The 25,369-nt window shown below is 72.5% G+C and carries 21 protein-coding genes and 2 tRNA genes; 8 read left to right on the forward strand and 15 right to left on the reverse strand.

Going from position 1 to position 25,369, the window contains the following annotated elements:
- Nucleotides 1-228: 228 nt before the first annotated feature.
- The 5 genes from KBB57_RS02945 to recJ all read right to left on the reverse strand — a co-directional run bounded on the left by KBB57_RS02945 (nt 229) and on the right by recJ (nt 5,257).
- The gene (locus KBB57_RS02945) at nt 229-1,737 is read right to left on the reverse strand and encodes a sugar ABC transporter ATP-binding protein (RefSeq protein ID WP_290746544.1); all 1,509 of its coding nucleotides are present in this window, start codon (nt 1,735-1,737) and stop codon (nt 229-231) included.
- 143 nt (nt 1,738-1,880) lie between these two features.
- Entirely contained in the window at nt 1,881-3,020 is a 1,140-nt protein-coding gene (locus KBB57_RS02950; protein ID WP_290746547.1) for a sugar ABC transporter substrate-binding protein, read from the reverse strand.
- Between the two features lie 228 nt (nt 3,021-3,248).
- Nucleotides 3,249-3,323: transfer RNA gene (locus tag KBB57_RS02955), tRNA-Glu, on the reverse strand.
- 41 nt (nt 3,324-3,364) lie between these two features.
- Nucleotides 3,365-3,439 (reverse strand) — tRNA-Glu (locus KBB57_RS02960).
- Nucleotides 3,440-3,502: 63 nt separating this feature from the next.
- Nucleotides 3,503-5,257 (reverse strand): single-stranded-DNA-specific exonuclease RecJ, encoded by a 1,755-nt coding sequence (gene recJ, locus KBB57_RS02965; RefSeq protein ID WP_290746550.1) that lies wholly within the window; start codon nt 5,255-5,257, stop codon nt 3,503-3,505.
- Between the two features lie 301 nt (nt 5,258-5,558).
- On the opposite strand from recJ, the gene KBB57_RS02970 reads away from it, so the two are divergent.
- On the forward strand, nt 5,559-8,351 hold the full coding sequence (locus KBB57_RS02970; RefSeq protein ID WP_290746553.1) for a calcium-binding protein: 2,793 nt from the start codon (nt 5,559-5,561) through the stop codon (nt 8,349-8,351).
- 49 nt (nt 8,352-8,400) lie between these two features.
- On the opposite strand, the gene KBB57_RS02975 is transcribed toward KBB57_RS02970, so the two are convergent.
- The 5 genes from KBB57_RS02975 to KBB57_RS02995 form a co-directional block, all read right to left on the reverse strand.
- Nucleotides 8,401-8,655, reverse strand: a complete 255-nt coding sequence (locus KBB57_RS02975; RefSeq protein ID WP_290746556.1) for a hypothetical protein — start codon at nt 8,653-8,655, stop codon at nt 8,401-8,403.
- A gap of 35 nt (nt 8,656-8,690) precedes the next feature.
- The gene (gene glpX, locus KBB57_RS02980) at nt 8,691-9,659 is read right to left on the reverse strand and encodes a class II fructose-bisphosphatase (RefSeq protein WP_290746559.1); all 969 of its coding nucleotides are present in this window, start codon (nt 9,657-9,659) and stop codon (nt 8,691-8,693) included.
- 238 nt (nt 9,660-9,897) lie between these two features.
- On the reverse strand, nt 9,898-10,155 hold the full coding sequence (locus KBB57_RS02985; RefSeq protein ID WP_290746562.1) for a hypothetical protein: 258 nt from the start codon (nt 10,153-10,155) through the stop codon (nt 9,898-9,900).
- Between the two features lie 102 nt (nt 10,156-10,257).
- Nucleotides 10,258-11,154 (reverse strand): RNA polymerase sigma factor RpoH, encoded by an 897-nt coding sequence (gene rpoH / locus KBB57_RS02990; RefSeq protein WP_290746565.1) that lies wholly within the window; start codon nt 11,152-11,154, stop codon nt 10,258-10,260.
- 58 nt (nt 11,155-11,212) lie between these two features.
- Nucleotides 11,213-12,262: a pseudouridine synthase gene (locus KBB57_RS02995; protein ID WP_290746568.1), complete on the reverse strand. Its 1,050-nt coding sequence runs from the start codon at nt 12,260-12,262 to the stop codon at nt 11,213-11,215.
- Here KBB57_RS02995 and KBB57_RS03000 point away from each other — a divergent pair.
- The 3 genes from KBB57_RS03000 to rpoD all read left to right on the forward strand — a co-directional run bounded on the left by KBB57_RS03000 (nt 12,261) and on the right by rpoD (nt 16,736).
- Nucleotides 12,261-12,602, forward strand: coding sequence for a DUF6476 family protein (locus tag KBB57_RS03000; protein ID WP_290746571.1), 342 nt, complete (start codon nt 12,261-12,263; stop codon nt 12,600-12,602). The two genes, KBB57_RS02995 and KBB57_RS03000, sit on opposite strands and share 2 nt — an antisense overlap.
- Nucleotides 12,603-12,644: 42 nt before the next feature.
- Complete coding sequence (dnaG, locus tag KBB57_RS03005) at nt 12,645-14,603, forward strand: DNA primase (RefSeq protein WP_290746574.1); 1,959 nt, start codon at nt 12,645-12,647, stop codon at nt 14,601-14,603.
- A gap of 84 nt (nt 14,604-14,687) precedes the next feature.
- Complete coding sequence (gene rpoD, locus KBB57_RS03010) at nt 14,688-16,736, forward strand: RNA polymerase sigma factor RpoD (RefSeq protein WP_290746577.1); 2,049 nt, start codon at nt 14,688-14,690, stop codon at nt 16,734-16,736.
- Nucleotides 16,737-16,739: 3 nt separating this feature from the next.
- Here rpoD and KBB57_RS03015 read toward each other — a convergent pair whose 3' ends face one another.
- The 3 genes from KBB57_RS03015 to trxC form a co-directional block, all read right to left on the reverse strand.
- Nucleotides 16,740-17,270 carry a DUF488 family protein gene (locus KBB57_RS03015; RefSeq protein WP_290746580.1) on the reverse strand — a complete coding sequence of 177 codons (531 nt, stop codon included), beginning with the start codon at nt 17,268-17,270 and terminating at the stop codon, nt 16,740-16,742.
- A 9-nt stretch (nt 17,271-17,279) separates the two neighbouring features.
- Nucleotides 17,280-17,492 carry a DUF2945 domain-containing protein gene (locus tag KBB57_RS03020; RefSeq protein ID WP_290746583.1) on the reverse strand — a complete coding sequence of 71 codons (213 nt, stop codon included), beginning with the start codon at nt 17,490-17,492 and terminating at the stop codon, nt 17,280-17,282.
- Nucleotides 17,493-17,704: 212 nt separating this feature from the next.
- Nucleotides 17,705-18,142 (reverse strand): thioredoxin TrxC, encoded by a 438-nt coding sequence (trxC, locus tag KBB57_RS03025; protein ID WP_290746585.1) that lies wholly within the window; start codon nt 18,140-18,142, stop codon nt 17,705-17,707.
- Between the two features lie 94 nt (nt 18,143-18,236).
- On the opposite strand from trxC, the gene KBB57_RS03030 reads away from it, so the two are divergent.
- The 4 genes from KBB57_RS03030 to murC all read left to right on the forward strand — a co-directional run bounded on the left by KBB57_RS03030 (nt 18,237) and on the right by murC (nt 22,726).
- Complete coding sequence (locus KBB57_RS03030; protein ID WP_290746588.1) at nt 18,237-18,614, forward strand: VOC family protein; 378 nt, start codon at nt 18,237-18,239, stop codon at nt 18,612-18,614.
- A 342-nt stretch (nt 18,615-18,956) separates the two neighbouring features.
- A complete protein-coding gene (locus KBB57_RS03035; protein ID WP_290746591.1) occupies nt 18,957-20,117 on the forward strand; it encodes a putative peptidoglycan glycosyltransferase FtsW in 1,161 nt (386 codons plus the stop codon).
- Nucleotide 20,118: 1 nt separating this feature from the next.
- On the forward strand, nt 20,119-21,243 hold the full coding sequence (locus KBB57_RS03040; protein ID WP_290746594.1) for a UDP-N-acetylglucosamine--N-acetylmuramyl-(pentapeptide) pyrophosphoryl-undecaprenol N-acetylglucosamine transferase: 1,125 nt from the start codon (nt 20,119-20,121) through the stop codon (nt 21,241-21,243).
- 55 nt (nt 21,244-21,298) lie between these two features.
- Nucleotides 21,299-22,726 carry a UDP-N-acetylmuramate--L-alanine ligase gene (gene murC, locus KBB57_RS03045; protein WP_290746597.1) on the forward strand — a complete coding sequence of 476 codons (1,428 nt, stop codon included), beginning with the start codon at nt 21,299-21,301 and terminating at the stop codon, nt 22,724-22,726.
- A 653-nt stretch (nt 22,727-23,379) separates the two neighbouring features.
- On the opposite strand, the gene panC is transcribed toward murC, so the two are convergent.
- Together panC and panB are read right to left on the reverse strand one after the other, a co-directional pair.
- Nucleotides 23,380-24,273, reverse strand: coding sequence for a pantoate--beta-alanine ligase (panC, locus tag KBB57_RS03050; protein WP_290746600.1), 894 nt, complete (start codon nt 24,271-24,273; stop codon nt 23,380-23,382).
- Nucleotides 24,270-25,085 (reverse strand): 3-methyl-2-oxobutanoate hydroxymethyltransferase, encoded by an 816-nt coding sequence (panB, locus tag KBB57_RS03055; protein ID WP_290746605.1) that lies wholly within the window; start codon nt 25,083-25,085, stop codon nt 24,270-24,272. The genes panC and panB overlap by 4 nt, the downstream gene beginning before the upstream one ends.
- Nucleotides 25,086-25,369: the final 284 nt, after the last annotated feature.

The following is a 25,369-nucleotide window of genomic DNA, read 5'->3' on the forward strand; positions in this document are numbered from 1 at the left end:
GGCGCGCGACGGGGAAATCTTCACCCCCCACGGCCTCCGCGCCAACGCGCTCCAGCCGTCGGCGCGGCGAAAGCCGTGCTTTCGCTTGTCGCGCCGTGGCCTCGCGGGCAGAGCCCGCTTCGGTCGGCTGGATGCCGGCTTCATCCGGCACGGGCAGGCAGGCGCCGGCGATGCTGGCGCGCCGGGCCGCCGGGCGCGACCTCTGGGCGAGGGGAGCAGGCGCAGGGGTCATGCCGCGGTCTCCGGGATGTTGAGGGCGCTGGCGATCAGGGCGCGCTCGGTGATCTCGTGGCCGGCGAGCTCGCGGATCACCGCGCCGTCGTACATGACGAGCACGCGGTCGCAGCAGCCGATCAGCTCGGCGTAGTCGGTCGAGTAGAAGAGGATCGCCGCGCCCGCGTCGGCGAGGCGGCGGAGGAGCTGGTAGATCTCCTGCTTGGTGCCGACGTCGATGCCGCGGGTCGGGTCGTTGAGCAGGATGATGCGCGGGCGGTTCGCCAGCCACTTGGCGATCACCACCTTCTGCTGGTTGCCGCCGGAGAGCGCGCCTACGGGCACGTCGGGGCTCGCGGCCTTGATGGCGAGGAGCTTCGTCATCTCGTCGATCAGCCCGGCCTCGGCGGCGCGGTCGACGATCCCGCGCGGCGCGATGCGATCGAAGGCGGCGAAGCCGAGGTTCTCGCCGACCGTCATCGGCAGCATCAGGCCCTCGGTCTTGCGGTCCTCGGGGATCAGCGCCATGCCGAGGCCGCGGGCGCGGACCGGGCTCGCGATGCGCTCGGGGCGGCCCTCGACCTCGACGCCGCCGCGGAGGTCGCGCAGCACCCCGAAGAGCCCGAGCAGCAGCTCGCGCTGGCCCTGCCCGTCGAGCCCGCCGAGGCCGACGACCTCGCCGCGGCCCACCTCGAAGGAGACGTCGCGCAGCCGGTCGGTGGCGAGCCCGCGCGCGGCGAGCACGGTCTCCGGCAGGCCGACGCGCGGCCGGCGCGGCGGGAAGACGTGGCTGTACTCGCGGCCGATCATCATCTCGACCACCTCCTGGTCGGTGCGCGCGCCGGCGGCGTAGGTGGCGACGTTGCGGCCGTTGCGGAACACGGTGCATTCGTCGGCCAGCGCCTCGATCTCGTGCATCCGGTGCGAGATGTAGACGAGCGCCAGCCCCGCGTCGCGGAGCCGCTTCAGCACGCCGAACACCTTGTCGACGTCCGCCGCGGTCAGCGCCGAGGTGGCCTCGTCGAGGATGAGGATGCGCGGGCGCTGCGCGAGCGCCTTGGCGATCTCGACCATCTGCCGGCGCGACAGCGGCAGGTCCTTGACCAGCGCCAGCGGGTGGATGTCGGCGGCGCCGGCGCTCGCGAGCGCCGCCTCGGCCAGCCGGCGCTGGGCGCGGCGGTCGATCATGCCGAGGCGGGTGGGCGGGCGGCGGATGACGATGTTGTCGGCGACCGACAGGTCGGGGATCAGCGACAGCTCCTGGAAGACGCAGACGATGCCGGCGTCGCTGGCCGCGGCCGGCGAGGGGAAGGAGACGGCGCGGCCGTCGAGCGTCATCGTGCCGGCGTCGGGCTGCACGACGCCGGACATGATCTTGATCAGCGTCGACTTGCCGGCGCCGTTCTCGCCGAGGACGGCGTGGATCGCCCCGGCGCGGACGGCGAGCTCGGCGTCGGCGAGCGCCACGACGCCGCCGTAGCGCCGGGACACGCCCTCCATGCGAAGGAGCGGCTGGTCGGGCATGGGCTCGCTCCCCTCGGGCGGGCGGAGGAGGGACCGCGACGGAGGCGGCCCTCGGGACTGCTGGTCGGGCCGCCCCGCGGGCGACCCTCGGGGTTGCCGGCGGGGTTGCCGGCGGGGCCGCCGGGCGGCGGCCCCGGGGGCGGCTACTGGTTCTCCTTGGTCTGGCCCATGATCTCCTGCGCAGTGAAGTTGATGTCGCAGGTCGGGAAGGAGTTGCCGACGAAGAAGTTGTCCGATTCCGCCGGGTAGTAGTCCTGGTTCTCGACGAAGTTCGGGTCCTCGACGATGGCGGTGGGCAGGCGGACCGACTGCGGCACCACCTGGCCGTCGAGCGCCGCGAGCGCGACCTTGATCGCCACCGCCACCTGCGCCGGGCCGGTGCCGGCCGAGGAGCATTTCAGCCCGTCGGCGGCGTACTGGGCGCAGAACTTGCGGAAGCCGTTCTCGGTCTCGCCCCCGAAGGGCACCATCGGGTGCTTGGCGTCGAGCATCGCCTGCACGATGCCGGTGTCGCCGCCCTGGCCGGTGATCCCGACGAAGGGGCCGTTGGTGGCGATGGCGTCGGCGGTGGCCTTCTGGGCGGTGGGGTCGTCCCACTTGCCCATGACCTCGGTCACCTCCCAGGTCTTGCCGGTGGCGGCGAGCGCCTCGTGGACGCCGTCGTGGCGGTCGGTGTCGACCGAGGTTCCCGCGACGCCGCGGACCTCGAGCACCTTGCCGCCCTCGGGGATGTGGGTCGCGAGCCAGGCGCCCCAGAGCTGCCCGAGGCCCTTCTGGTCGACGTTGACGTTGATCGCGTCGGTGGTGTCGAGGATGTTGTCGAAGGCGACGAGGACGACGCCCGCCTCCTTGGCGCGCTTGATGACCGGGCCGAAGGCGGTCGGGTTCTGGGCGTTGACGACGATGGCGTCGTAGCCCGAGTCGATGAAGTTGTTGATCGCCGAGATCTGCGCCGGCACGTCCTCGCCGGTGGAGACGACCTTGAACTCCTTGAGCTGCGCCGCGACCTCGGGCTGCGCCGCGTAGGCCTTGGCGGTCTGGATCATCTGGATGCGCCAGGTGTTGGCGATGTAGCCGTTGGCGAGCGCCACCCGGTACGGGCCTTCCTTCTTCGGGAACTGGAAGAACTGCGTGTCGCTGGCCCAGGGCACCATGCATTCCGGGTCCGAGGCGGGACCGGCCACGACCTCGGGGGCGGCCGCCGCCGCGCCGGCGATGGCCGAGAGGACGGCGGTGGAGATGCATACGCCGAGAAGACGCCTGCGGGCGCCGGATGCTGTCATGGTTTGTCCTCCCAATCGCGGCTTTTCCGCCGCTTTCCCCGCCGTGGGAGGGTGGCCGCCGACCGGCCGTCGCCCGTCTCTCGGGCTTGGGTTTGCGCCCACCCCCTGGCAGTTAAATCGTTACCACAGGCCGGAAGCCTGTCAATGACGGCGGAAGGGCCGCGCCGGGCGGCGGGACGGGGTCCGGCAGGGGGTGGAGGGCGCCGCGGCCGAGGCGCGCGCGGCGGGTGGCAGCCCCTACGGGAGTCGAACCCGTCTTTCCAGATTGAGAATCTGGCGTCCTAACCGATAGACGAAGGGGCCACGGCCGCGCTCACATAGCGCCTCTCCCCGGCAGGGGCAAGTGGCAGTCCCTACGGGAGTCGAACCCGTCTTTTCAGATTGAAAATCTGACGTCCTAACCGATAGACGAAGGGACCGGAGGCGCTGGCGCGCTGTGTAAGGCGGGCCTCCCGGTCGATCAAGGGCATTCTCGGGGCGGCTCACGCCGCGGCGCCGCCTGCCGGCGCGGCGTCCTCGATATGCAGCTTCACCCGGCGGCGGCCGCCCCAGTCGTCGAGCTCGAGGCGCCCCGCGAGGTGGACGCGGGCGCCGACGGCGGCGGCGAGGAAGGCGCCGAGCGGGCCTTCGGCGGCGCGGAACGCCACCGCGTCGAGCCGCGCCGCGCCGTCGGCGAGCGTGAGGCCGAGATGCCCCCCGGCCATGCGGCGCAGCCCGGCGAGCCGCGCCTCGGCGACGACGACGCGCGGGGCCGGGGCCTCGGCGCCGTAGGGGCCGGCGGCGAGGATCGCCTCGGCGAGCGCGAGGTCGGCGGCGGGGGGGACGAGCCCGGTCACCCGCAGCGGCCGGCCGGTCTCCGGGGCCGCGGCGGCGCGGGCGACGAGCGCGGCGAGCCGCTCCATCGCCGGGGCGAGCTGGCCGCGGGCGAGGCTGACGCCGGCCGCCATGCGGTGCCCGCCGCCCTTCTCGATCAGCCCCTCGGCGGCGAGCCGGGCCACCGCGGCGCCGAGGTCGACGCCGGCGATCGAGCGGCCCGAGCCCTTGCCGGCCTCGCCGGCGAAGCCGACGACCAGCGCCGGGCGGCCGAAGGCCTCCTTGAGCCGCGCCGCGACGATGCCGACGACGCCGGGGTGCCAGCCGTCGCCGGCGGCCCAGACCAGCGGGCCGTCGACGCCGTTCGCCTCGGCCGCCGCCAGGGCGCGGGCCAGCACCTCGGCCTCGATCGCCTTGCGCTCCAGGTTCAGCTGGTCGAGCCGCTCGGCGAGCGCCGCGGCCTCGTGCGGATCGGCGGTGGCGAGGAGCCGCGCGCCGAGGTCGGCCGCGCCGACGCGGCCGCCGGCGTTGACCCGCGGCCCGAGCACGAAGCCGAGCGAATGCACGCCGGGCGCCGTGACGAGCCCCGCCGCCTCGGCGAGCGCGGCGACGCCCGGGCGCAGCCGGCCGCGCATCAGTGCGAGGCCCTGGCGGACGAAGGCGCGGTTGAGGCCGACGAGGGGGGCCACGTCGGCGACCGTCGCCAGCGCCACGAGGTCGAGGAGCGGCATGAGGTCGGGCCCCGGCGCGCCCTCGGCCCGCATCAGCCGGTTGACCGCGACGAGGGTCAGGAACACCACGCCGGCGGCGCAGAGATGGCCGAGCTCGCCCGTCTCGTCCTGGCGGTTGGGGTTCACCACGGCGAGCGCCGCCGGCAGCGTCGCGGCGGCCTGGTGGTGATCGAGGACGATCACGTCGCAGGCCGCGGCGGCCACCGGCTCGTGGCTGAGCGTGCCGCAGTCGACGCAGATTATCAGGTCGTGCGCCCGGCCGAGCGCGGCCATCGCGGGGACGTTCGGCCCGTAGCCCTCGTCGATGCGGTCGGGGACGTAGAGCGTCGCGTCGCGGCCCTGCGCCCGCAGCCAGGTCAGGATCAGCGCCGCCGAGGCCCCGCCGTCGACGTCGTAGTCGGCGAAGACCGCGATCCGCTCGCCCCGGCGCGCCGCCCGGTGGATGCGCGCCGCCGCCGCGTCCATATCGCGGAGGCGCGACGGGTCGGGCATCAGGTCGCGCAGGGTGGGGGCGAGATGCGCCTGCGCCTCGTGCGGCGCGACGCCGCGGGCCGCCAGCACCCGGCCGACGATCTCCGGCAGGCTGGCCGCCTGCGCGATCGCGGCGCCGAGACGCTCGGTCCGCGGGTCGGGGCCCTCCCAGCGGCGGCCGGTTGCGGAGCGATCGACATGCAGGAAGGCGGGATCGGACATGGCGCCGTCATGCCCGCACCGGACGCCGGAGGCCAGCGCCGAGTGGCGGCGGGATGCGCTCCGCTCGCCAAGATGTTGGACTTCTTCGGGAACGCATTTGATCGGATCGTGGTTGCGAGGATTTTTCGCTCTCGTGGAAATTTACTCCATCTTTAATTCCGTTGACACCAACGCGAGTATCCTAATATCGAGTTAATGCGACGAGAAGGGTCGTCGCCATGACCAATGCGCAGCGGATTTCGCCGTGCGCATGGTTGTGGATAGTTGCGCAATGCATTCTTGAAGACCGAAGGGGTGGACTATGGCTACAATCAACGGGACCAACGGGAACGACCAGATACCCGGACCCATTTTCAACGTCGACGTTTCGGGCGATGACATCATCGACGCGAAGGGCGGTCACGACACGGTAAACGCCGGCGACGGCGCCGACGAGGTTCGCGGGGGAACCGGGAACGACACGCTCAATGGCGAGGGCGGCGACGACGTCTTCGTCGGCGACGCCGGCGACGGGTTCGACCAGTTCTTCGGCGGCGACGGGTTCGACGAGATCCGCTGGAACGGCATCGTCGGCTTCGCCGCCAGCTTCGGCCCCGCCAACGGCGTCGAGAAGATCACCGCGAGCGGGATCCTGGGCAACGGCTCGAACAATATCCTCGACTTCACCGGCGTCACGCTGGATCTCGGCCCCGCAGGCGAGATCAACGGCGGCGCCGGGCACAACACCATCATCGGCTCGAGCGCGGCTGACATCATCCGCGGCGGCGGCGGCAACGACACCCTCCGCGGCGAGGGCGGCGGCGACCTCTTCGTCGGCGACGCCGGCGACGGGTTCGACCAGTTCTTCGGCGGCGACGGGTTCGACGAGATCCGCTGGAACGGCATCGTCGGCTTCGCCGCCAGCTTCGGCCCCGCCAACGGCGTCGAGAAGATCACCGCGAGCGGGATCCTGGGCAACGGCTCGAACAATATCCTCGACTTCACCGGCGTCACGCTGGATCTCGGCCCCGCAGGCGAGATCAACGGCGGCGCCGGGCACAACACCGTCATCGGCACGAGCGCGGCCGACATCGTCCGCGGCGGCGGCGGCAACGACACCCTCCACGGCGCAGGCGGCGACGACCGCTTCGTGGGCCAGAGCGGCGACGGCTTCGACCAGTTCCACGGCGGCGAGGGCACGGACAGGATCGAGTGGGCCGGCGAGCTCGGCCTGATGAACAGCTTCGGCCCCGCCAACAGCATCGAGGTCATCAAGGCCGATGCGATCCGGGGCTACGCCTCCACCGTCCTCGACTTCAGCCGCACGGCCTTCGAGGATGTGACGCTCGTGCGGGGCGACAACGATGTGGCCGGGCAGGGCGTGGGCCACAACACCATCGTCACCTCGCTGTCGCGCATCGACGGCCTCGTCTATGACGGCGGCGGCGGCAACGACAAGGTGACCGTGACCCTCGCGCCGGACGACTTCTCCGGTTCGGGCTTCGGTCCCACGAGGGGACTGATCAAGGACATCAGCGAGTCGCGCACGGCGGATTTCGACAGCGGCTTCACCTTCGACGACAGCCTCGGGCTGAGGGTCGAGGACTTCGAGCAGGGGCTGAGCTACGGCTGGTTCACCCTGGCCGGCGCGCTGGCCACGGCGCCGCTCGCCAACGTCAAGCTCGCGATCGGCACGATCTCCGGCACGGCCGGAAACGACGTGCTGATCAGCACGACCAACAACCTCGACACCTACCTCGCCGGGGCGGGCGACGACCTCATCGTCCATGCGACCGGCGGCGTGGACCGCTTCGTCACCGGCGCCGGCGACGACACCATCGTCGTGGTCGGCGACCGCGGCGGACGGATCAACGACACGGCCGACACCGCGACCCCCGATACGGGGCTCGACCAGATGTTCGTCGTCGACGGGACCAGGTTCAGCCTCGGCGGCCACCTGCGCGGCATCGAGCACATCGAGTTCCTCGACGCGGCCGGCGCCGGCGAGATCGCGACGAACGGCACGGGCATCCAGCCCGACTTCACCCACACCACGCTCGTCGGCGTAAACCTCGTGAAGGGGGCCAACAACAGCGACATCTTCATCACCGCCAGGGAGCATCACGACGTCGGCGGCGGCGTGATCACCTACGACGGCGGCAACTCCGTCCCGTATGACAGGATCACCGTCAGCCTCGGCGACTTCACCCAGCTCGGCGCCGGCAACGGCCTGCGGACCGACCTCGAGCAGCTTCTCTCGGCGCCGAACAACGTCTCCATCAACGGCTTCACTTTTGACACGGCCTTCGATGGTTTCGGCCTGCGTATCCAGAACATCGGCGACAACCGCTCGCCGGTGAAGCTCGACGCCAACGCCGTGAAGCTCGGCTACATCGGGCATGACGGGGAGCTTGTCCAGGTCGCGCCGACGGCCGCCAACGTGATCTTCGCGACCGTCTCCGGCAACGACACCAAGGACGGGACCGCCGGCAACGACATCTGGCTTCGGGGAGCCAACCAGAGCACCTTCAACGGCGGGGATGGCGACGACCTGATCGTCGGCTTCTCGGGATTCGGCTCGGTGGGCCTCGCCCGGCTGGACGGCCAGAACGGCAGCGACACCTATCTGCTGGCGCAGCAGGGCGCCCGGATCGAGGACACCGGCGGCGCCGGCGACCACGACCGCATCCTCGCGGTCAGGGACGGTCATCTCGCGGTCAGCGGATTGCTGAAAGGCATCGAGGAGATTAACGCCAACGGCTTCGCGGGCGTGGAGCTCCGCGGGTCGGCGTCGGGCGACGAATTCTTCCTGCAGGACACCTTGCTGATCGGCATCGACACGGTGAGGACGGTCGGGAGCGTGAACCGCGATACGGTGCATACGAACAGCGCCGGCAAGGGCCATGTCACCTACGACGGCGGCGGAAACGCCGGCGACGTCCTGAACTTCTACCTGACGGAAGCTCAGGCGGACGATGCCGACGTTCTGACCGAGATCCAGGCGTTCAAAGCCGTGGGCGCCAACGACAACAACGACTGGACCTTCAACGAGCTGGACTTCTCGATCATCGACTTCGCGACCGTGAGGTTCTGGGACGGCGACACGCTGGTCTGACCGCGGGCGCGCCCTTCGGGCCGAAGGCGGCTGCCCCTCGGGGCGGCCGTCACTTTTCCCGGGGGCCCTGCGGCAGATCGTCGCGCCAGACGTGGCGGTCGGGGACCGGGGCGGGGCCGGGCTCCGGCAGGATCCGCATCAGCCGCTGCAGGCGGCGGACGCCGGACCAGAGGCCGATCGCGGCGACGCCGAGCCAGATCAGCAGGAACGGCGCCAGCCCGAGGTCGCCCGAGAGAAGGGCGCCCCCGAGCATCCACAGCACGATCAGGATCGCTGCGGTCCAGAGCACGAGCCAGACCGCCATGAAGACGATCGGCCCCCGCCGGGACCGCCCTTCGGTCACTGGTTGCGCTGGCGGTAGATGATCCGGCGCAGCGACCCGGTCTTGGAGCGCATCAGGATGGTCTCGGTCTCCAGCCACTCGCCGTCGCGGCTGGCGCCCTTGACCACCGAGCCGTCGGTCACCCCGGTCGCGGCGAAGATGACGTCCTGGGTCACCATCTCGTCGCGGGTGTAGATGCGGTCGAGATCCTCGATCCCGGCCTTGCGGGCGCGCTCGCGCTCGGCGTCGTTGCGGAACAGGAGCTTGCCCCACATCTGCCCGCCCATGCACTTGAGCGCCGCGGCGGCCAGCACGCCCTCGGGGGCGCCGCCGGAGCCCATGTACATGTCGATGCCGGTCGTCTCCGGCTCGGCGCAGTGGATGACGCCGGCGACGTCGCCGTCGGTGATCAGGCGGATGCGCGCGCCGGTGGCGCGGATCTCGGCGACGAGCTTCTCGTGCCGCGGCCGCTCCAGCACGCAGACCATGATCCCGCTGGCGTCGACGCCCTTGGCCTTCGCCAGCGCCGCGATCCGCTCGGTGGGGGTCATGTCGAGGCTGACGACGTCGACGGCGTAGCCGGGCCCGACCGCGAGCTTCTCCATATAGACGTCGGGCGCATGCAGCATCGAGCCGCGCGGGCCCATGGCGATCACCGCGAGCGCGTTCGGCATGTCCTTGGCGGTGAGCGTGGTGCCCTCGAGCGGGTCGAGCGCGATGTCGACCGCCGGCCCCTTGCCCGAGCCGACCTCCTCGCCGATGAAGAGCATCGGCGCCTCGTCGCGCTCGCCCTCGCCGATGACGACGACGCCCTGGATGTCGAGGAGGTTCAGCTGCGTCCGCATCGCGTCGACCGCGGCCTGGTCGGCGGCCTTCTCGTCGCCGCGCCCGATCAGCTTGGCCGCGGCGATCGCGGCCTGCTCGGACACGCGCGCGAGGCCGAGCGACAGCATCCGGTCCGCGAAGATCACATCCGTCTCGCTCATCTACGCCGCGCCTCTTCTACTCGGGGATCCGGCTCGGTCTTAGGCGAAGCCGCGGCCCGGGCGCAAGACCGATGCGGCGGCGGGACGCCGGCGAGCCGCTCGCGGCCCGGGCGGATGTCCCTCCGGCCGCGGCTTGTCGATCGGTCACGACGTGCCGGTCTCGCGGGGGGGATTGCCGGCGCCGCAGGGAAGTTCGGCGCGAACCTCCTCTATCGACGCCAGCTCGGACGCCGCAGCGTCAAAATCCGCGGGCGGCGCGCTCCGGCGCGTTCTCGCGGAGATAGGCGCAGGGGATCTCTGTCCCCCGGATGTGGTCGCGGTCGCTGTCCTGCGCGATCCGTTCGAGGGCCTGGATCGCGCCGAGGCGCACCTGGACGTTTGGGACCGTGCGTGTGCCCGCCTCCCGGTCGCCGTAGACCATCGCCGGGGCGCCCGCTGGCGGAAGCAGGAGCTGGAGGTCGCTCTCCTCGCCACCGTCGAGGGTGCAGCGCGCCACGCGCCAGAACGTGTCGGCCTGCTTCTCGGCGCACCCCCGCCCAAGGACACGCGACGCTACGAGCGCCGGCGCATCGGCCCAAGGCGCGCGCAGGCGCAGGCGTCAGTTCACCGTCGGCACCATGCCGCGCTCGGCCGCGAGCTCGCGCATGCGCTTCTGCAGCTTCTCGAAGGCGCGCACCTCGATCTGGCGGATGCGCTCGCGGCTGACGTCGTATTCCTTGCTGAGGTCCTCCAGCGTCACCGGCTCGTCCTTGAGCCGGCGCTCGGTCAGGATGTGGCGCTCGCGCTCGTTGAGGCCGGCCATCGCCTCGAGGAGCAGCGCCTGCCGGTTCTCCAGCTCGTCGCGCTCGGCATAGGCCATCGCCTGGTCGGCGTCCTCGTCCTCGAGCCAGTCCTGCCACTCGGCCGTGCCCTCGCCGTCGCCCTTGATCTGGGCGTTGAGCGAGCTGTCGCCGCCGGACATCCGGCGGTTCATCGAGATGACCTCGTCCTCGGAGACGTTGAGGTCGTGGGCGATCCGCGCCACGTTCTCGGGGCGCAGCTCGCCCTCCTCGATGGCGCCGATCTTGTTCTTGGCCTTGCGCAGGTTGAAGAAGAGCTTCTTCTGCGCCGCGGTGGTGCCCATCTTCACGAGGCTCCACGACCGCAGGATGTACTCCTGGATCGAGGCGCGGATCCACCACATCGCGTAGGTGGCGAGGCGGAAGCCCTTCTCCGGGTCGAAGCGCTTGACCGCCTGCATCAGCCCGACATTGGCCTCGGAGATCACCTCGGCCGTCGGCAGGCCGTAGCCGCGATAGCCCATGGCGATCTTGGCGGCGAGGCGCAGGTGGCTCGTCACCAGCTGGTGCGCGGCCTCCTTGTCGCCGTGGTCGACCCAGGCCTTGGCGAGCATGTATTCCTGCTCGGGCTCGAGCATCGGAAACTTGCGGATCTCGGACAGATAGCGCGACAGCCCCTGCTCGGGCGACGGCGCCGGCAACTTGGCGTAGCTCACGGAACTCCCTCCGGGCGGGCTCGGACCCCCCGCCTCTTAACGCATAGTATAGGTCTCTCTACGAAACCTTAAACGCCCCAGGGCCCCCGTTCCGTCGCAAATGCGTTAACAGTTCCGCGAGATCCGCGGGCGGATCGGCCTCGAAGCGCATATCTGCGCCGGTTCGCGGATGGCGGAATCCCAGCGAGGCGGCGTGCAGCGCCTGCCGCGGGAAGCCCGCCAGCACCGGATCGGACGAGCTGCGCCGCCGCGCATAGACGGCGTCGCCGACGAGCGGGTGCCCGGCATACGAGAGATGCACGCGGATCTGGTGGGTGCGGCCGGTCTCCAGCCGGCACTCGACCAGCGCGGCCTGCGGCGCGCCGGGCGGGCCGAAGCGCTCCAGCACGCGGGCGCGCGTCACGGCGTGCTTGCCGCCCTCGGCGAGCACCGCCATGCGCTTGCGGTCGGCCGGGTTCCGGCCGACGCGGGTATCGAGCCTCAGGACGCCGCCCGGCTCCCAGGCGATCCCGGGCAGGCCGGCGAGCCGCGGGTCGGCCGGGTCGGGGGCGCCCCAGGTGACCGCCAGGTAGCGCCGCTCCAGCGTGTGGGCGGCGAACTGCGCGGCGAGCCCCTGATGGGCGGCGTCGTTCTTGGCGGCGACGAGGAGGCCGGAGGTGTCCTTGTCGATGCGGTGGACGATGCCCGGACGGATGCGCCCCCCGACGCCGGAGAGGCTGGCGCCGCAATGGTGCAGGAGCGCGTTGACGAGCGTGCCGGCCTCGGCCCCCGGCGCGGGATGGACGACGAGCCCGGCGGGCTTGTCGATCACGATCAGGTCCTCGTCCTCGTAGGCGACGGCGACGGGGATGTCCTCGGCCTCGGCGAGCGTCGGGGCAGGCGGCGGCAGCGCCACGTCGACCGCCTCGCCGCCCGCCACGCGCAGCTTGGGGTCGCGGAGCGGCGCGCCGGTGTCGGCGGCGCGCACGGCCCCCTCCTCGATCAGCCGCTGCAGCCGGGTGCGGCTCAGCCCCAGCCCGTCTGGCGCCCCGGCCGCCAAGGCCTTATCAAGCCTTTCGCCGGGCAGATCCGGCACGACGATGCGCAGCGTTTGGGAAGGCAGCGACATGTCGGCTTCGACCTCCGGCAGCGACGACGGCGGCGCCGAGCCCCCGGGCCTGCGCCGGCTGCGCCGGCTGGTGACCGGGCTCACCCTGACCCTGATCCTGGGCGTCATAACGGTGGTCGCGCTCCTTGTCATCCGCCTGTCGGCGCTCTCCCCCGCGCAGCCGCTGCTGCCGCCCGCGCTGTCGCTGCCCGCCGGCGAGAGCGCCCAGGCGGTGACCTTCGGCGCCGGCTGGGTCGCGGTGGTGACGGTGGACGCCGGGCGCCGCGAGCGCATCCGCGTCTTCGACGCCGGCGGCGGCGCGGAGATCGCCGCGCTGGAAATCGGCCCGGGCGCGCCCTGACGAATCCTTGCCAAGCGCCGCCCCCGACCCGATATTGCGGCGATGTCCCTCCCGCCCGGCTTCCTCGACGAGCTCCGAGGCCGCGTCTCGTTGGCGCGGGTGATCGGGCGGAAGGTCTCCTGGGAGCCGCGCAAGACCAACGCCGCCAAGGGGGATTTCTGGGCCGCCTGCCCGTTCCACCAGGAGAAGTCGGCCTCGTTCCACGTCGACGACGCCAAGGGGTTCTACTACTGCTTCGGCTGCCACGCGAAGGGCGACGCGGTCACCTTCCTGCGCGAGAGCGAGAACCTCGACTTCATGGCGGCCGTCGAGCGCCTCGCGGCCGAGGCCGGCATGGCGATGCCCGCCCGCGACCCCGCGGCCGCCGCCCGCGAGACGGTCCGCGCCGGGCTCGCCGAGGCGATGGAGGCCGCGGTCCGCTTCTACCGGATGAGCCTCGCCGCCGCCGCCGCAGGCGAGGCGCGCGCCTATCTCGAGCGCCGCGGCGTCACGGCGGAGACGCAGGGCCGCTTCGAGCTCGGCTATGCCGGCCGCGACCGCCACGCGCTCTTCCGCGCGCTGACCGGCAAGGGCTTCACGCCGGCCGTGCTGGTCGAGGCCGGGCTCTGCCGCCGGCCCGAGGAGGGCGGCGAGCCCTACGACCTCTTCCGCGACCGCATCCTCTTCCCGATCCGCGACGGCCGCGGCCGCGCCATCGCCTTCGGCGGCCGCGCCATGGCCGCCGACGCCCGCGCCAAGTACCTCAACAGCCCGGAGACGCCGCTCTTCGACAAGGGGCGCAACCTCTACAACCTCGGCCCCGCCCGCGCCGCCGCCGGCAAGGCGGGCGGGCTCGTGGTCGTCGAGGGCTACATGGACGCGATCGCGCTCACGCAGGCGGGGATCGGCCATGTCGTCGCGCCGCTCGGCACCGCGATCACCGCCGACCAGCTCCAGCTGATGTGGCGGGTCGCCGACGAGCCGGTGGTGGCCCTCGACGGCGACGCCGCCGGGCAGGGCGCGGCGCAGCGCCTCGTCGACCTCGCGCTGCCGCTCCTCGCCGCCGGCAAGGGCCTGCGCTTCGCGCTGATGCCGCCGGGGCAGGACCCCGACGACGTCGCCCGCGCCGGGGGCGCCGCCGCGGTCGAGGCGCTGCTCGCCGCGTCGCGCCCCATGGTCGACCTGCTCTGGGAGCGCGAGACCGCCGAGGCGGGGGCGCTCGACAGCCCCGAGCGCCGCGCCGCGCTCGACGCCCGCCTGCGCGCCCACCTCGCCCGCATCGCCGACCCCTCGCTCCGCGCCCACTGGCAGGCCGAGATCCGCGCCCGCCGCGCCGCGCTCTTCGCCCCTGCCCCGCGCCCTGCGTCGGCCCGCGCGGCGCGCGCGCCTCGCGGCCCCGGCGGCAAGCGCGGCGCGCCGCCCCCGCCGCCGGTCGGGGCCGGGCCGACGACGCGCGCCTCGCTGCTCGCCCGCCCGGAGGCCGCCGCCGAGGCCGAGGCGCGGATGCAGGAGACGCTGATCCTCGCCGGCTGCCTCGCCCACCCGGCGATCGCGGCGCGCTTCGAGCACGCCCTCGACCGCATCGAGTTCCTCTGCGCCGATCTCGCCGGCATCCGCGACGCGCTCCTCGCCGCCCTCGCCCGCGCGCCCGACGACCCCGCCGCCGCCGTGGCGGCGCGCCTCGGCTTCGACCCGCGCCCGCGGCTCCGCGCCACCGGCACGCTGCCCGCGGCGCGCCACCTCGCCGACCCGGCCCTCGCCGAGCGCGCCGTCGCCGAGGCGCTCGACCGCCACGCCGCCGCCGGGGGCCGGGCCGCCGAGACCCGCGACGCCGAGCGCGCCGTCGCGGGGACCGCCGACGAGGGCGTCACGTGGCGCCTGCGCGAGGCCGCCGAGGCCGCCCACGCGGCCGTCACCCGTCCCCTCGCGGAGGCTGTTTCCGAATCGGAGGACGAATCCGCGCTGAGCCAGGGGTTGCAAAACATGATCGACGGACAGATCTGGAGAAAGCGTCACCCCTGAACCGCATTGCGAATCACTGATTCGTCCGCGAAAACGAAAGCCGCCCGGGCTTGCGCAACCTAGGCGTGCATCAGGAGCCTCCCCATGGCCGGAAAAGACGACGGCAAGAAGCCTGAGGAAGGGGCCGAGCCCCCGGGCTCGATGCTCGACATGAGCCAGGCCGCGGTCAAGAAGATGATCGCGACAGCGAAGGCGCGCGGCTACATCACGCTCGACGAGTTCAACGAGGTCATGCCCCAGGACCAGGTGAACTCGGAGCAGATCGAGGACGTGATGGCGATGCTCAACGAGATGGGCATCAACGTCATCGACGCCGAGGAGGGCGAGGAGGAGGAGCGGCCCGCCGCCGCCGAGGCCGAGCCGGAATCGGGCTCCCGCGAGCTCGCCATGCCCGCCGTCGCCGGCGAGGCGCTCGACCGCACCGACGATCCCGTCCGCATGTACCTGCGCGAGATGGGCTCGGTCGAGCTCCTGTCCCGCGAGGGCGAGATCGCCATCGCCAAGCGCATCGAGGCGGGGCGCAACACCATGATCGCCGGGCTCTGCGAGAGCCCGCTCACCTTCCAGGCGATCACGGTGTGGCGCGACGAGCTCCTCGACGAGGCGATCATGCTGCGCGACGTGATCGACCTCGAGACCACCTTCGGCCAGTCGATGGAGGCCGACGACGTCGAGGTCGTGCTGCCGGGCGCGGAGCCCGCCGAGCCGCGCGCCGAGGCGCCGCGGCCCCAGCCCTCGGCCCGCCCCGAGCCCGCCCGCGCCGCGCAGGCGCAGGACGAGGACGACCCCGACCTCGACATCACCGACGTCGGCGGCGCTCCCGTGCGCGAGGAGGAGCCCGACGAGGACGAGGAGGCCGGCGCCCTGTCGCTCGCCGCCATGGAGGCGGCGCTGAAGCCGCAGGTGCTGGAGACGCTCGACCGCATCGCCTCCGACTATTCCCGCCTCGCCGAGATGCAGGACAGCCGCATGTCGGCGACCCTGAACCAGGACGAGAGCTTCACCTCCACCCAGGAGCGCGAGTACCAGCGCCTGCGCGGCGAGATCGTCGAGCTCGTCAACTCGATGCACCTGCACAACAACCGCATCGACCAGCTCGTCGACCAGATCTACGGCATCAACCGCAAGATCATGTCGCTCGACGGCGGCATGGTGAAGCTCGCCGACCAGGCCCGGGTCAGCCGGCAGGAGTTCCTGCAGGAATACCGCGGCGCCGAGCTGGAGCCCGGCTGGCTGGAGCGCGTCGGCCGGCTGCGCTCGCGCGGCTGGGACCAGCTCGCCTCCCGCTACCGCGACAAGGTCGAGGAGATCCGCCACGAGATGGCCGAGGTCGGCCAGTATGTCGGCCTCGACATCTCCGAGTTCCGCCGCATCGTCGCGCAGGTGCAGAAGGGCGAGAAGGAGGCCCGGCAGGCCAAGAAGGAGATGGTCGAGGCGAACCTCCGCCTCGTGATCTCCATCGCCAAGAAGTACACGAACCGCGGGTTGCAGTTCCTCGACCTGATCCAGGAAGGCAACATCGGCCTGATGAAGGCCGTCGACAAGTTCGAGTACCGCCGCGGCTACAAGTTCTCGACCTACGCGACGTGGTGGATTCGCCAGGCGATCACCCGCTCGATCGCGGACCAGGCCCGCACGATCCGCATCCCGGTCCACATGATCGAGACGATCAACAAGCTGGTCCGCACCGGCCGCCAGATGCTGCACGAGATCGGCCGCGAGCCGACGCCCGAGGAGCTGGCCGAGAAGCTGCAGATGCCGCTCGAGAAGGTCCGCAAGGTGATGAAGATCGCCAAGGAGCCGATCAGCCTCGAGACGCCCATCGGCGACGAGGAGGATTCGCAGCTCGGCGACTTCATCGAGGACAAGAACGCCATCCTGCCGCTCGACAGCGCCATCCAGGGCAACCTGAAGGAGACCACCACCCGCGTCCTCGCCTCCCTCACCCCCCGCGAGGAGCGCGTCCTGCGGATGCGCTTCGGCATCGGCATGAACACCGACCACACGCTGGAGGAGGTCGGCCAGCAGTTCAGCGTCACCCGCGAGCGCATCCGCCAGATCGAGGCGAAGGCGCTCCGGAAGCTGAAGCACCCGAGCAGGAGCCGGAAGCTCAGGAGCTTCCTCGACCAGTAGGATTCAACCGGGGGGGTAGACGACGGTCCCGTCCGGCCGGATCACCGCCCCCGGCGTCAGCCGGGCGGCCTCCGGCCCGCCCTCGCCGAGGATGTGGAACACCGTCTCGCCGCGGGCGATCAGATGATCGGCGACGATGCGGCGGTGGCAGCGCCACCAGACGGCCTCGGCACACATCACCGCCGTGCGGCGCTCGCGGCCGCAGGCGATCAGCGCGTCGAGTCCGACCGCGAACGGCGCCGTCAGCGCATAGTCGGCATAGTTGTGGAAGCTCTGGTTGAGCCAGAGGCCGTTGACCTCCGGCGGCGTCGCCGCCTTGCCGCGGAGGCCGCCGAGCGCCGCCATGTGCTCGTAGCCGAGGCCGACGGCGGCCAGCGACCCGGGGAGGCTGTCCCGGTTGAACTGCGGATTGGCGCGCGACCGCGGCACCGTCCGCACATCCGCGACGAACCCGACCCCGGCGGCCTCGAGGAGATCGACGAAGTCCGCGAGGCTGCGGTTGGAATGGCCGATGGTGAAGAACGGGAGCGCCACGCCCCGGCGTCAGCGGATCAGCGTCAGAGCCCCGCCCTTGTGGGCGGCGACATGGTCGGTCCGGTCGCTCCTGATCTCATACTGCGGCTCGTCCTCCGAGGCGTGGCGGACATGGCCCTTGTAGTCGAAGTCGCTGGTATGGATGGCGATGACCGTCCCCGACACCCGGCCCGCCTCGGAGTTCCACGCGACATGGTCGCCGATCCTGAACCTCTCGCTCATCGTCTCCCCCGTCCGACCCCTTCCGACCCCTTCCGACGTAGCGCGCCGGCGCCGGCCGGCGAGGCGGCAGGCTCCCTGCGCCATCCCTTCGAGCGAACCGGCAAGCCGGAGCCGCTCCGGGGCGATCTCGCCGGCTTCCGGGTCCCGCCGCATCACCACCATGGCGATCGAGGTCGCGCAATGCCGCTATCACTGCTGACCGCCCTGCCTGGCTAGGAACGGGGCGCCTCGGCGAGGCCTCTCGCCCAGGCCTCGATGGCGGCGGCGGGTTGGGCGCCGGCCTGGCGGGCGAGCTCGCGGCCGGCGCGGAAGGCGATCAGCAGCGGGATGCCGCGGATGGCGAAGCGGGCCGAGACCGCCGGGTGCGCCTCGGTGTCGAGCTTGGCGAAGCGGACGCGCGGGCGCAGCGCGGCCGCGGCCTTGGCGAACTCGGGGGCCATCATCCGGCACGGGCCGCACCACGCCGCCCAGAAGTCGACGACGAGCGGCAGGTCGTCGCGCATCGCCTTGTCGAGGACGCCCGGGTCGATCGCCCGCACCCGCCCGTCGACGAGCGGCGCGCCGCAGACCCCGCATTTCGGCCAGGCGCCCAGCCGGTCGTCCGGCACGCGGTTCGCCTGGCCGCAGTCGAGGCAGGTCAGCCTTGCCATCTTCGTCCTCCGCTCCCCCGAGGATAGGTCCGCCGGCCCCCGCGCGAAAGCCCGTCCCCTTCCCCGCGGGCGCCGGCGGGTCTAGGCTCCCGCCATGATCGACCACACCGGAATCAGCGTCGCCGACCTCAAGCGCTCGCTCGCCTTCTACGACGCGGCGCTCGCCCCGCTCGGGATCGGCCGGGTGATGGCCTTCCCGGACGAGGGCGAGCCCGTCGGCGTCGGCTACGGCGCGAACGGCAAGCCGTTCTTCTGGGTCGGCGCGCATGGCCCGCGCTCCGGGCCGATCCACGTCGCCTTCGCCGCCGCCGACCAGGCCGCCGTGCGGGCCTTCCACGCCGCCGCCCTCGCCGCCGGCGGGACCGACAACGGCGCGCCCGGCCTGCGGCCCGACTACCACCCGACCTATTACGGCGCCTTCGTCCTCGACCCGGACGGCAACAACGTCGAGGCCGTCAACCACGGCTTCTGAGGCGGCGCAGACCCCCTGCCCCCCCTGAACCCGCCGCCGCGGCGCCCGGCGGCGCAGCGATGGAACCCGGCGCGCCGGATCGGCGTTGTCCCGCCGATCTGCAACCAATCGGCAACCCAAGAGGTCTGACATGAAGGGCGTCCTGGCCTGGATGATCGGCATCCCGATCCCCATAATCATCATCCTCTACCTGATGAACGTCTTCTGACCCCGCGCCCCCGACCGATTCGCGAAAGGCTGGCCTTTCCCGCGCATTCCGACTAGACTGCGCCGCAACGAGCCCGGACCGGAGACAATCCGGCCGGCGAGAGGCGGTGCAGGCGGAATGGAGGGCAGGCTCCCTTGACCGAGATGGTCTATGGCGCGGCCCCGGCGAAGCCGGGCGAGCCGATCCTGCCGCACTGGTGGCGCACCGTCGACCGCTGGTCGCTCGCCGCCATCCTCGGCCTCTTCCTCGCCGGGATGCTGCTCGGCCTCGCCGCCTCGCCGCCGCTCGCGGTGAAGAACGGCCTCCCCGCCTTCCACTACGTCACCCGCCAGGCCGCCTTCGGCGCCATGGCGCTGGCCACGATGGTCGTCGTCTCGATGCTGTCGCCGGCCACCCTGCGCCGGCTCGGCGTCCTCGCCTTCGCCGGCTCCGTCGTCGCGCTCGCGCTCCTGCCGGCGCTCGGCACCGACTTCGGCAAGGGCGCGATCCGCTGGTACTCGCTCGGCTTCGTCTCCGTGCAGCCCTCGGAGTTCCTGAAGCCCTCCTTCGCCATCTTCGCCGCCTGGCTGATGGCCGCCTCCTACGACGTCTCCGGCCCGCCGGGACGCCTCCTCTCCTTCGTCGTCGCCGTGGCGCTGACCGCGACGCTGGCCCTCCAGCCCGACTTCGGCCAGGCCGGCCTGATCATCGCCACCTGGGGGCTCATGTACTTCGCCGCCGGCGCGCCGGTCCTCCTGCTCGGCGGCGTCGGCGCGGGGGTGATCGGCGCGGGCTGGTTCGCCTACCACAATTCCGAGCACGTCGCCCGCCGCATCGACGGCTTCCTCGCCTCCGAGGTCGATCCGCGCACCCAGATCGGCTACGCCACCAACGCCATCCAGGAGGGCGGCTTCCTCGGCGTCGGCCCCGGCAACGGCCAGGTGAAGTGGATCCTGCCGGACGCCCATACCGACTTCATCATCGCCGTCGCCGCCGAGGAGTTCGGCCTCATCCTCTGCGTCGTCATCATGGCGCTCTACCTCACCGTCGTCGTCCGCTCGCTGCTGCGCCTCGTCGGCGAGCGCGACCCGTTCATCCGCCTCGCCGGCACCGGCCTCGCCGTGCTCCTCGGCATGCAGTCGCTCATCAACATGGGCGTCGCGGTCCGCCTCCTGCCCGCCAAGGGCATGACCCTGCCGCTCATCTCCTACGGCGGCTCGTCGCTGATCGCCGCCGGCCTCGGCCTCGGCGTGCTGCTGGCGCTGACGCGCAAGCGGCCGCAGCACGACATCGACGACATCCTCGGGACCCGCTGACGTGGCCGCGCCGCTCCTCGTCATCGCCGCCGGAGGCACCGGGGGCCACATGTTCCCCGCCCAGGCGCTCGCCGAGGAGATGCTGGCGCGCGGCTGGCGGGTGAAGCTCGCCACCGACGCCCGCGGCGCCCGCTACGCCGGCGGCTTCCCCCCGGCCGTCGAGCGCCAGGTCACCGCCGCCGCCACCTTCGCCCAGGGCGGCCTCCTCGCGAGGATCGCCGCCCCCTTCGCCATCGCCTGGGGCACGCTCTCGACGCTCTGGTCGATGCGCCGCGACCGCCCCGCCTGCGTCGCCGGCTTCGGCGGCTACCCGGCGCTCCCCGCGATGATCGCCGCGACGATCCTCGGCGCGCCGCGGCTGATCCACGAGCAGAACGGCGTCCTCGGCCGCGTCAACCGCAGCTTCGCCACCCGGGTCGACGCCGTGGTCTGCGGGGTCTGGCCGACGCCGCTGCCGGAGGACGCACGCGCCTTCCACCTCGGCAACCCGGTGCGCGAGGACGTGCTGGCCCAGGCCGAGGCCCCCTACCTGCCGCCCGGCCCGCACCCGATGGGGATGCTGGTCATCGGCGGCAGCCAGGGCGCCGGCGCCTTCGCCCGCGTCGTGCCCGCCGCCGTCGCCCTCCTGCCGGAGGAGCTGCGCGCCCGGCTGCGCATCTCCCAGCAGGTGCGCCCCGAGGACATGGCCCGCGCGCAGGACGCCTATGCCGGGCTCGGCGTCGCCGCCGACCTGCGCGGCTTCTTCGAGGACGTGCCGCAGCGGCTCGCCGAGGCGACGCTGGTGATCTCGCGCGCCGGCGCGGGCTCGATCGCCGACATCACCGTGATCGGCCGGCCGGCGATCCTGATCCCCTACCCCTTCGCCGCCGACGACCACCAGGCGGCCAACGCCGCCGGGCTGGTGCAGGCCGGCGGCGCCTTCATGATCCGCGAGGACGCGCTGACCCCGGAGCTGCTCGCCGGCCACATCTCGGCGATCCTCTCCGACCCGGAGGGGGCCACGGCGATGGCCGAGGCCAGCCGCGGCCGCGGCCGCCCCGACGCGACGCTGGAGCTCGCCGAGCTGGTCGAGCGCCTCGCCGCCGGCCGGGCGCGGCTCGGCGCGCCGCGGGAGAAGCGCGCCTGACCGGCGCGCGCGTGACAAGCAGGCGCCCCGCAAGAGGCCCAGGAGAGGACCGAGCATGAACGGACAGACCCGCCTGCCCCACGACATCGGCGCGATCCACTTCACCGGGATCGGCGGCATCGGCATGTCCGGCATCGCCGAGGTGCTGCTGAACCACGGCTTCGACGTGCAGGGCTCCGACTCCAGGGCCTCGCCGATCACCGACCGCCTCGCGGAGAAGGGCGCGCGCATCTTCATCGGCCAGCGCGCCGAGAACCTCGGCGACGCCAGGGTCGTCGTCATCTCCACCGCCATCAAGCCCGGCAACCCCGAGCTCGACGCCGCCCGCGCCCGCAACCTGCCCGTGGTGCGCCGGGCCGAGATGCTGGCCGAGCTGATGCGGCTCAAGTCCTGCGTCGCGGTCGCCGGCACCCACGGCAAGACCACCACGACCTCGATGGTCGCCGCCCTCCTCGACGGCGGCGGCATGGACCCGACCGTCATCAACGGCGGCGTCATCCGCGCCTACGGCTCGAACGCCCGCATCGGCGCCGGCGACTGGATGGTGGTCGAGGCCGACGAGAGCGACGGCAGCTTCAACCGCCTGCCGGCCGAGATCGCCATCGTGACCAACATCGACCCCGAGCATCTCGACCACTGGGGCGACTTCGAGAAGGTCAAGGCCGCCTTCGACGCCTTCGTGTCCTCGGTGCCGTTCTACGGGCTCGGCGTCTGCTGCATCGACCACCCCGAGGTGCAGGCGCTGGTCGGCCGCATCTCCGACCGGCGGATCGTCACCTACGGCTTCAACCCGCAGGCCGGCGTGCAGGCGCGCAACCTCACCTTCGAGAACGGCTCCGCCCGCTTCGACGTGGCGCTGAACGCGGAAGGCGCCGTGATCGAGGGCGTGATCCTGCCGATGACCGGCGACCACAACGTCTCGAACGCGCTCGCCGCCATCGCCGTCGCCCGCCACCTCGGCATCTCCAAGGACGCGATCCGCGAGGCGCTGGCCGGGTTCGAGGGGGTCAGCCGCCGCTTCACCCGCGTCGGCGAGTGGCACGGCGTCGCCATCATCGACGACTACGGCCACCACCCGGTCGAGATCGCCGCGGTGCTCAAGGCGGCGCGGCAGGCGACCAAGGGGCGGGTGGTCTGCGTCCACCAGCCGCACCGCTACACCCGGCTGCGCGACCTCTTCACCCAGTTCTGCGCCGCCTTCAACGACGCCGACGTGGTGGCGATCACCGACGTCTACTCGGCCGGCGAGGCCCCGATCGAGGGCGTCAGCCGCGACACCCTGGTCGGCGGCCTGATCGCCCACGGCCACCGCCGCGCCCTGCCGCTTGCCGGCGAGGCGGCGCTCGTCGATTTCGTCAAGGCCGAGTGCCGTCCCGGCGACATGCTGGTCTGCCTCGGCGCCGGCACGATCAGCGCCTGGGCCAACGCCCTTCCCGCCCGGCTCGCGCAGGAGAACGGCGCGAGGGAGCACGCCGAGGCCTGACACGAGGTTCGCCTGATCGCTGCGTGCAGGTTCGGCGGCTCCCGCCGGCTCGACACGGAGCGGTTGGGGTAGGAAGGCGGAAGTGAGTCGAACGGCGCCGCAGAATACGGCGCCGCCAACATGACCGAGATGCTGCCCGCTCGCATCTGCTCGGGCTTGTCCATGAGGGCGCACGGCCATGGCGCCGTATCGTGCGGGACAAGACAAGCGTCGTGCAATGTGGCCGGGCTCACACTGCACGACAGTGGAGGGGAAGCCCGGCCGGAAGCAGGCCGCGACGGTGACGCCAGACGGATTTGACCCGTGGCAAATCCGTCCGCGATCGCCCCTCGGGGGGCGAGCGCGATTCCGCGCTCGCCGGGGCAATCACGGACGGATTGCGCGCGACGGAGAAATCTTCACCCCCCACGGCCTCCGCGCCAACGCGCTCCAGCCGTCGGCGCGGCGAAAGCCGTGCTTTCGCTTGTCGCGCCGGGCCTCGCGGGCAAGCCCGCTTCGGTCGCTCGGCGCGCGCGCCCCGTGGATCCGGCAGAGCAGACAGGTGTCGTGCAGTGTGGGCCGGGCGCGCTGTTCACAAACCCGATTCAATAAAATCAATGGCTTGATGAATATTCACGCGTGAACACCCAAGGCTCCACGGCCCTGGCGCGGCGCTACCGGCCCCTCCTGGCGCGCTCCCGCAGGAGCCGCGCCGGCATGATCGCCACCGGCATGTTGTCGATGAGCCGGACCCCGTCGAGCCACGCGGCGACGAGCAGGCGCCCCGAGGTCCCCTCGCCGAGCGGGCCGAGGTCGTCGGCCCGCCGCAGCTCGAGATACTCCACCTTCTCGAACCCCGCCGCGAGGATCGCCGCCTCGGCCTCGGGCAGCGCCTGCTCCGCCATCCCGACCGTGCGCATCCTCATCCCGGCGTCGTGGAGCGCGCGGGCGAGCGCCGGCGCCTTCCGGCGGCCCGCCTCGGAGAGGCGGACGTTGCGGGAGGAGAGCGCCAGCCCGTCCGCCTCGCGCACCGTCGGGCAGCCGACGATCTCGACCGGCAGGTCGAGGTCCCGCGCCATCCGCCGCACCACGAGCAGTTGCTGGTAGTCCTTCTCGCCGAAGAAGGCGCGGTCGGCCCCGGTCTGGATCAGGAGCTTCGCCACCACCGTGGCGACCCCGTCGAAATGCCCCGGCCGGGCGGCGCCGCACAGCCCCTCCGACACCCCCGCGACCGAGACCGCGGTCGCGAACCCCTCCGGGTACATCTCCCCCGGCTCCGGCGCATAGAGCATGTCCACCGCCAGCGGCGCGAGCTTCTCCGCGTCCGCCGCCTCGGTCCGCGGATAGGCGGCGAGGTCGGACGGGCTGTTGAACTGCCGCGGGTTGACGAACAGCGTCACGATCACCCGGTCCGCCCCCGCCTTCGCCGCGCGCACGAGGCTCATGTGCCCCTCGTGCAGCGCGCCCATGGTCGGGACGACCCCCACCCGCGCGCCCCCCGCCTTCCACGCCGCGACCGTCGCGCGCAACGCGGCGACCGTGCGCACGATCGGCGGCGGCGCGCTCATGCGTCGGGAAACACGTGCTCGGGCCCGGGAAACGCCCGCGCCCGCACGTCGGCGGCATAGGCCGCCACCGCCGCCTCCGCCGCCGCCCCGAGCTCCGCATAGCGGCGCACGAACGAGGGGCGGAACGCCGTGAAGATCCCGAGCATGTCGTCGACCACCAGGATCTGCCCGTCGCAGGCCGCCGAGGCCCCGATCCCGATCGTCGGAACCGCCACCGCTTCGGTGATCCGCCGGGCGAGCGGCTCGGCCACCTTCTCCAGCACCACCGCGAAGGCCCCCGCCTCCGCCGCCGCGCGCGCGTCGGCCAGCACCCGCTCGGCGTCGGCGCCGCGGCCCTGCACCCGGTAGCCGCCCACGGCGTTCACCTGCTGCGGCATCAGCCCGACATGCGCCATCACCGGCACGCCGCGGGCGACGAGGAAGCCGATCGTCTCCGCCATCGCCACGCCGCCCTCGAGCTTCACCGCCGCGCAGCCGGTCTCGCCCATCACCCGCGCCGCGGCGGCGAAGGCCTGCGCCGGCCCGGCCTCGTAGGCGCCGAACGGCAGGTCGACGACGACCAGCGCCTTCGGCGCCGCCCGCATCACCGCCCGTCCGTGCAGGACCATCATCTCGAGCGTCACCCCGAGCGTCGAGGGCAGCCCATGCACCACCATCCCGAGGCTGTCGCCCACCAGGATCACGTCGGCATGGGCGTCGACGATGCGCGCCATCGGCGTGGTGTAGGCGGTCAGGCAGACCAGCGGCTCGCCCCCCTTGCGGGCGCGGACCGCCGCCGGCGTCATCGCCCGTCTCGGCCCCTCGGCGCTCATCGGCATGTCCCCCAAGCCGCGCTGTCGGCTGTCGGGAGCACGATTCCCGCCGCCCCGTCAACCCTGCGCGCGCGCCGGGCCCTCGTCGGGCCGGCGGATGGTCCTCGAGGATCGCCGGGGCGCCTTTGCGCCCCGGAGTCAGTCTCCCCACGCGCGCAAGCGCGCGCGGGGCCCCTGCGCGCCGTTGCGCGCCGTTCGCCCACCCCCCTTCCCCCCGCCCTCCGGGCGGGGGAACCTGCACGATAGGTCAAGGGAGGAAGGAAGAAAGGAACGCGCGCCGAGGG

The sequence above is a fragment of the Amaricoccus sp. genome (assembly GCF_017993425.1).
GTDB lineage: Bacteria > Pseudomonadota > Alphaproteobacteria > Rhodobacterales > Rhodobacteraceae > Amaricoccus.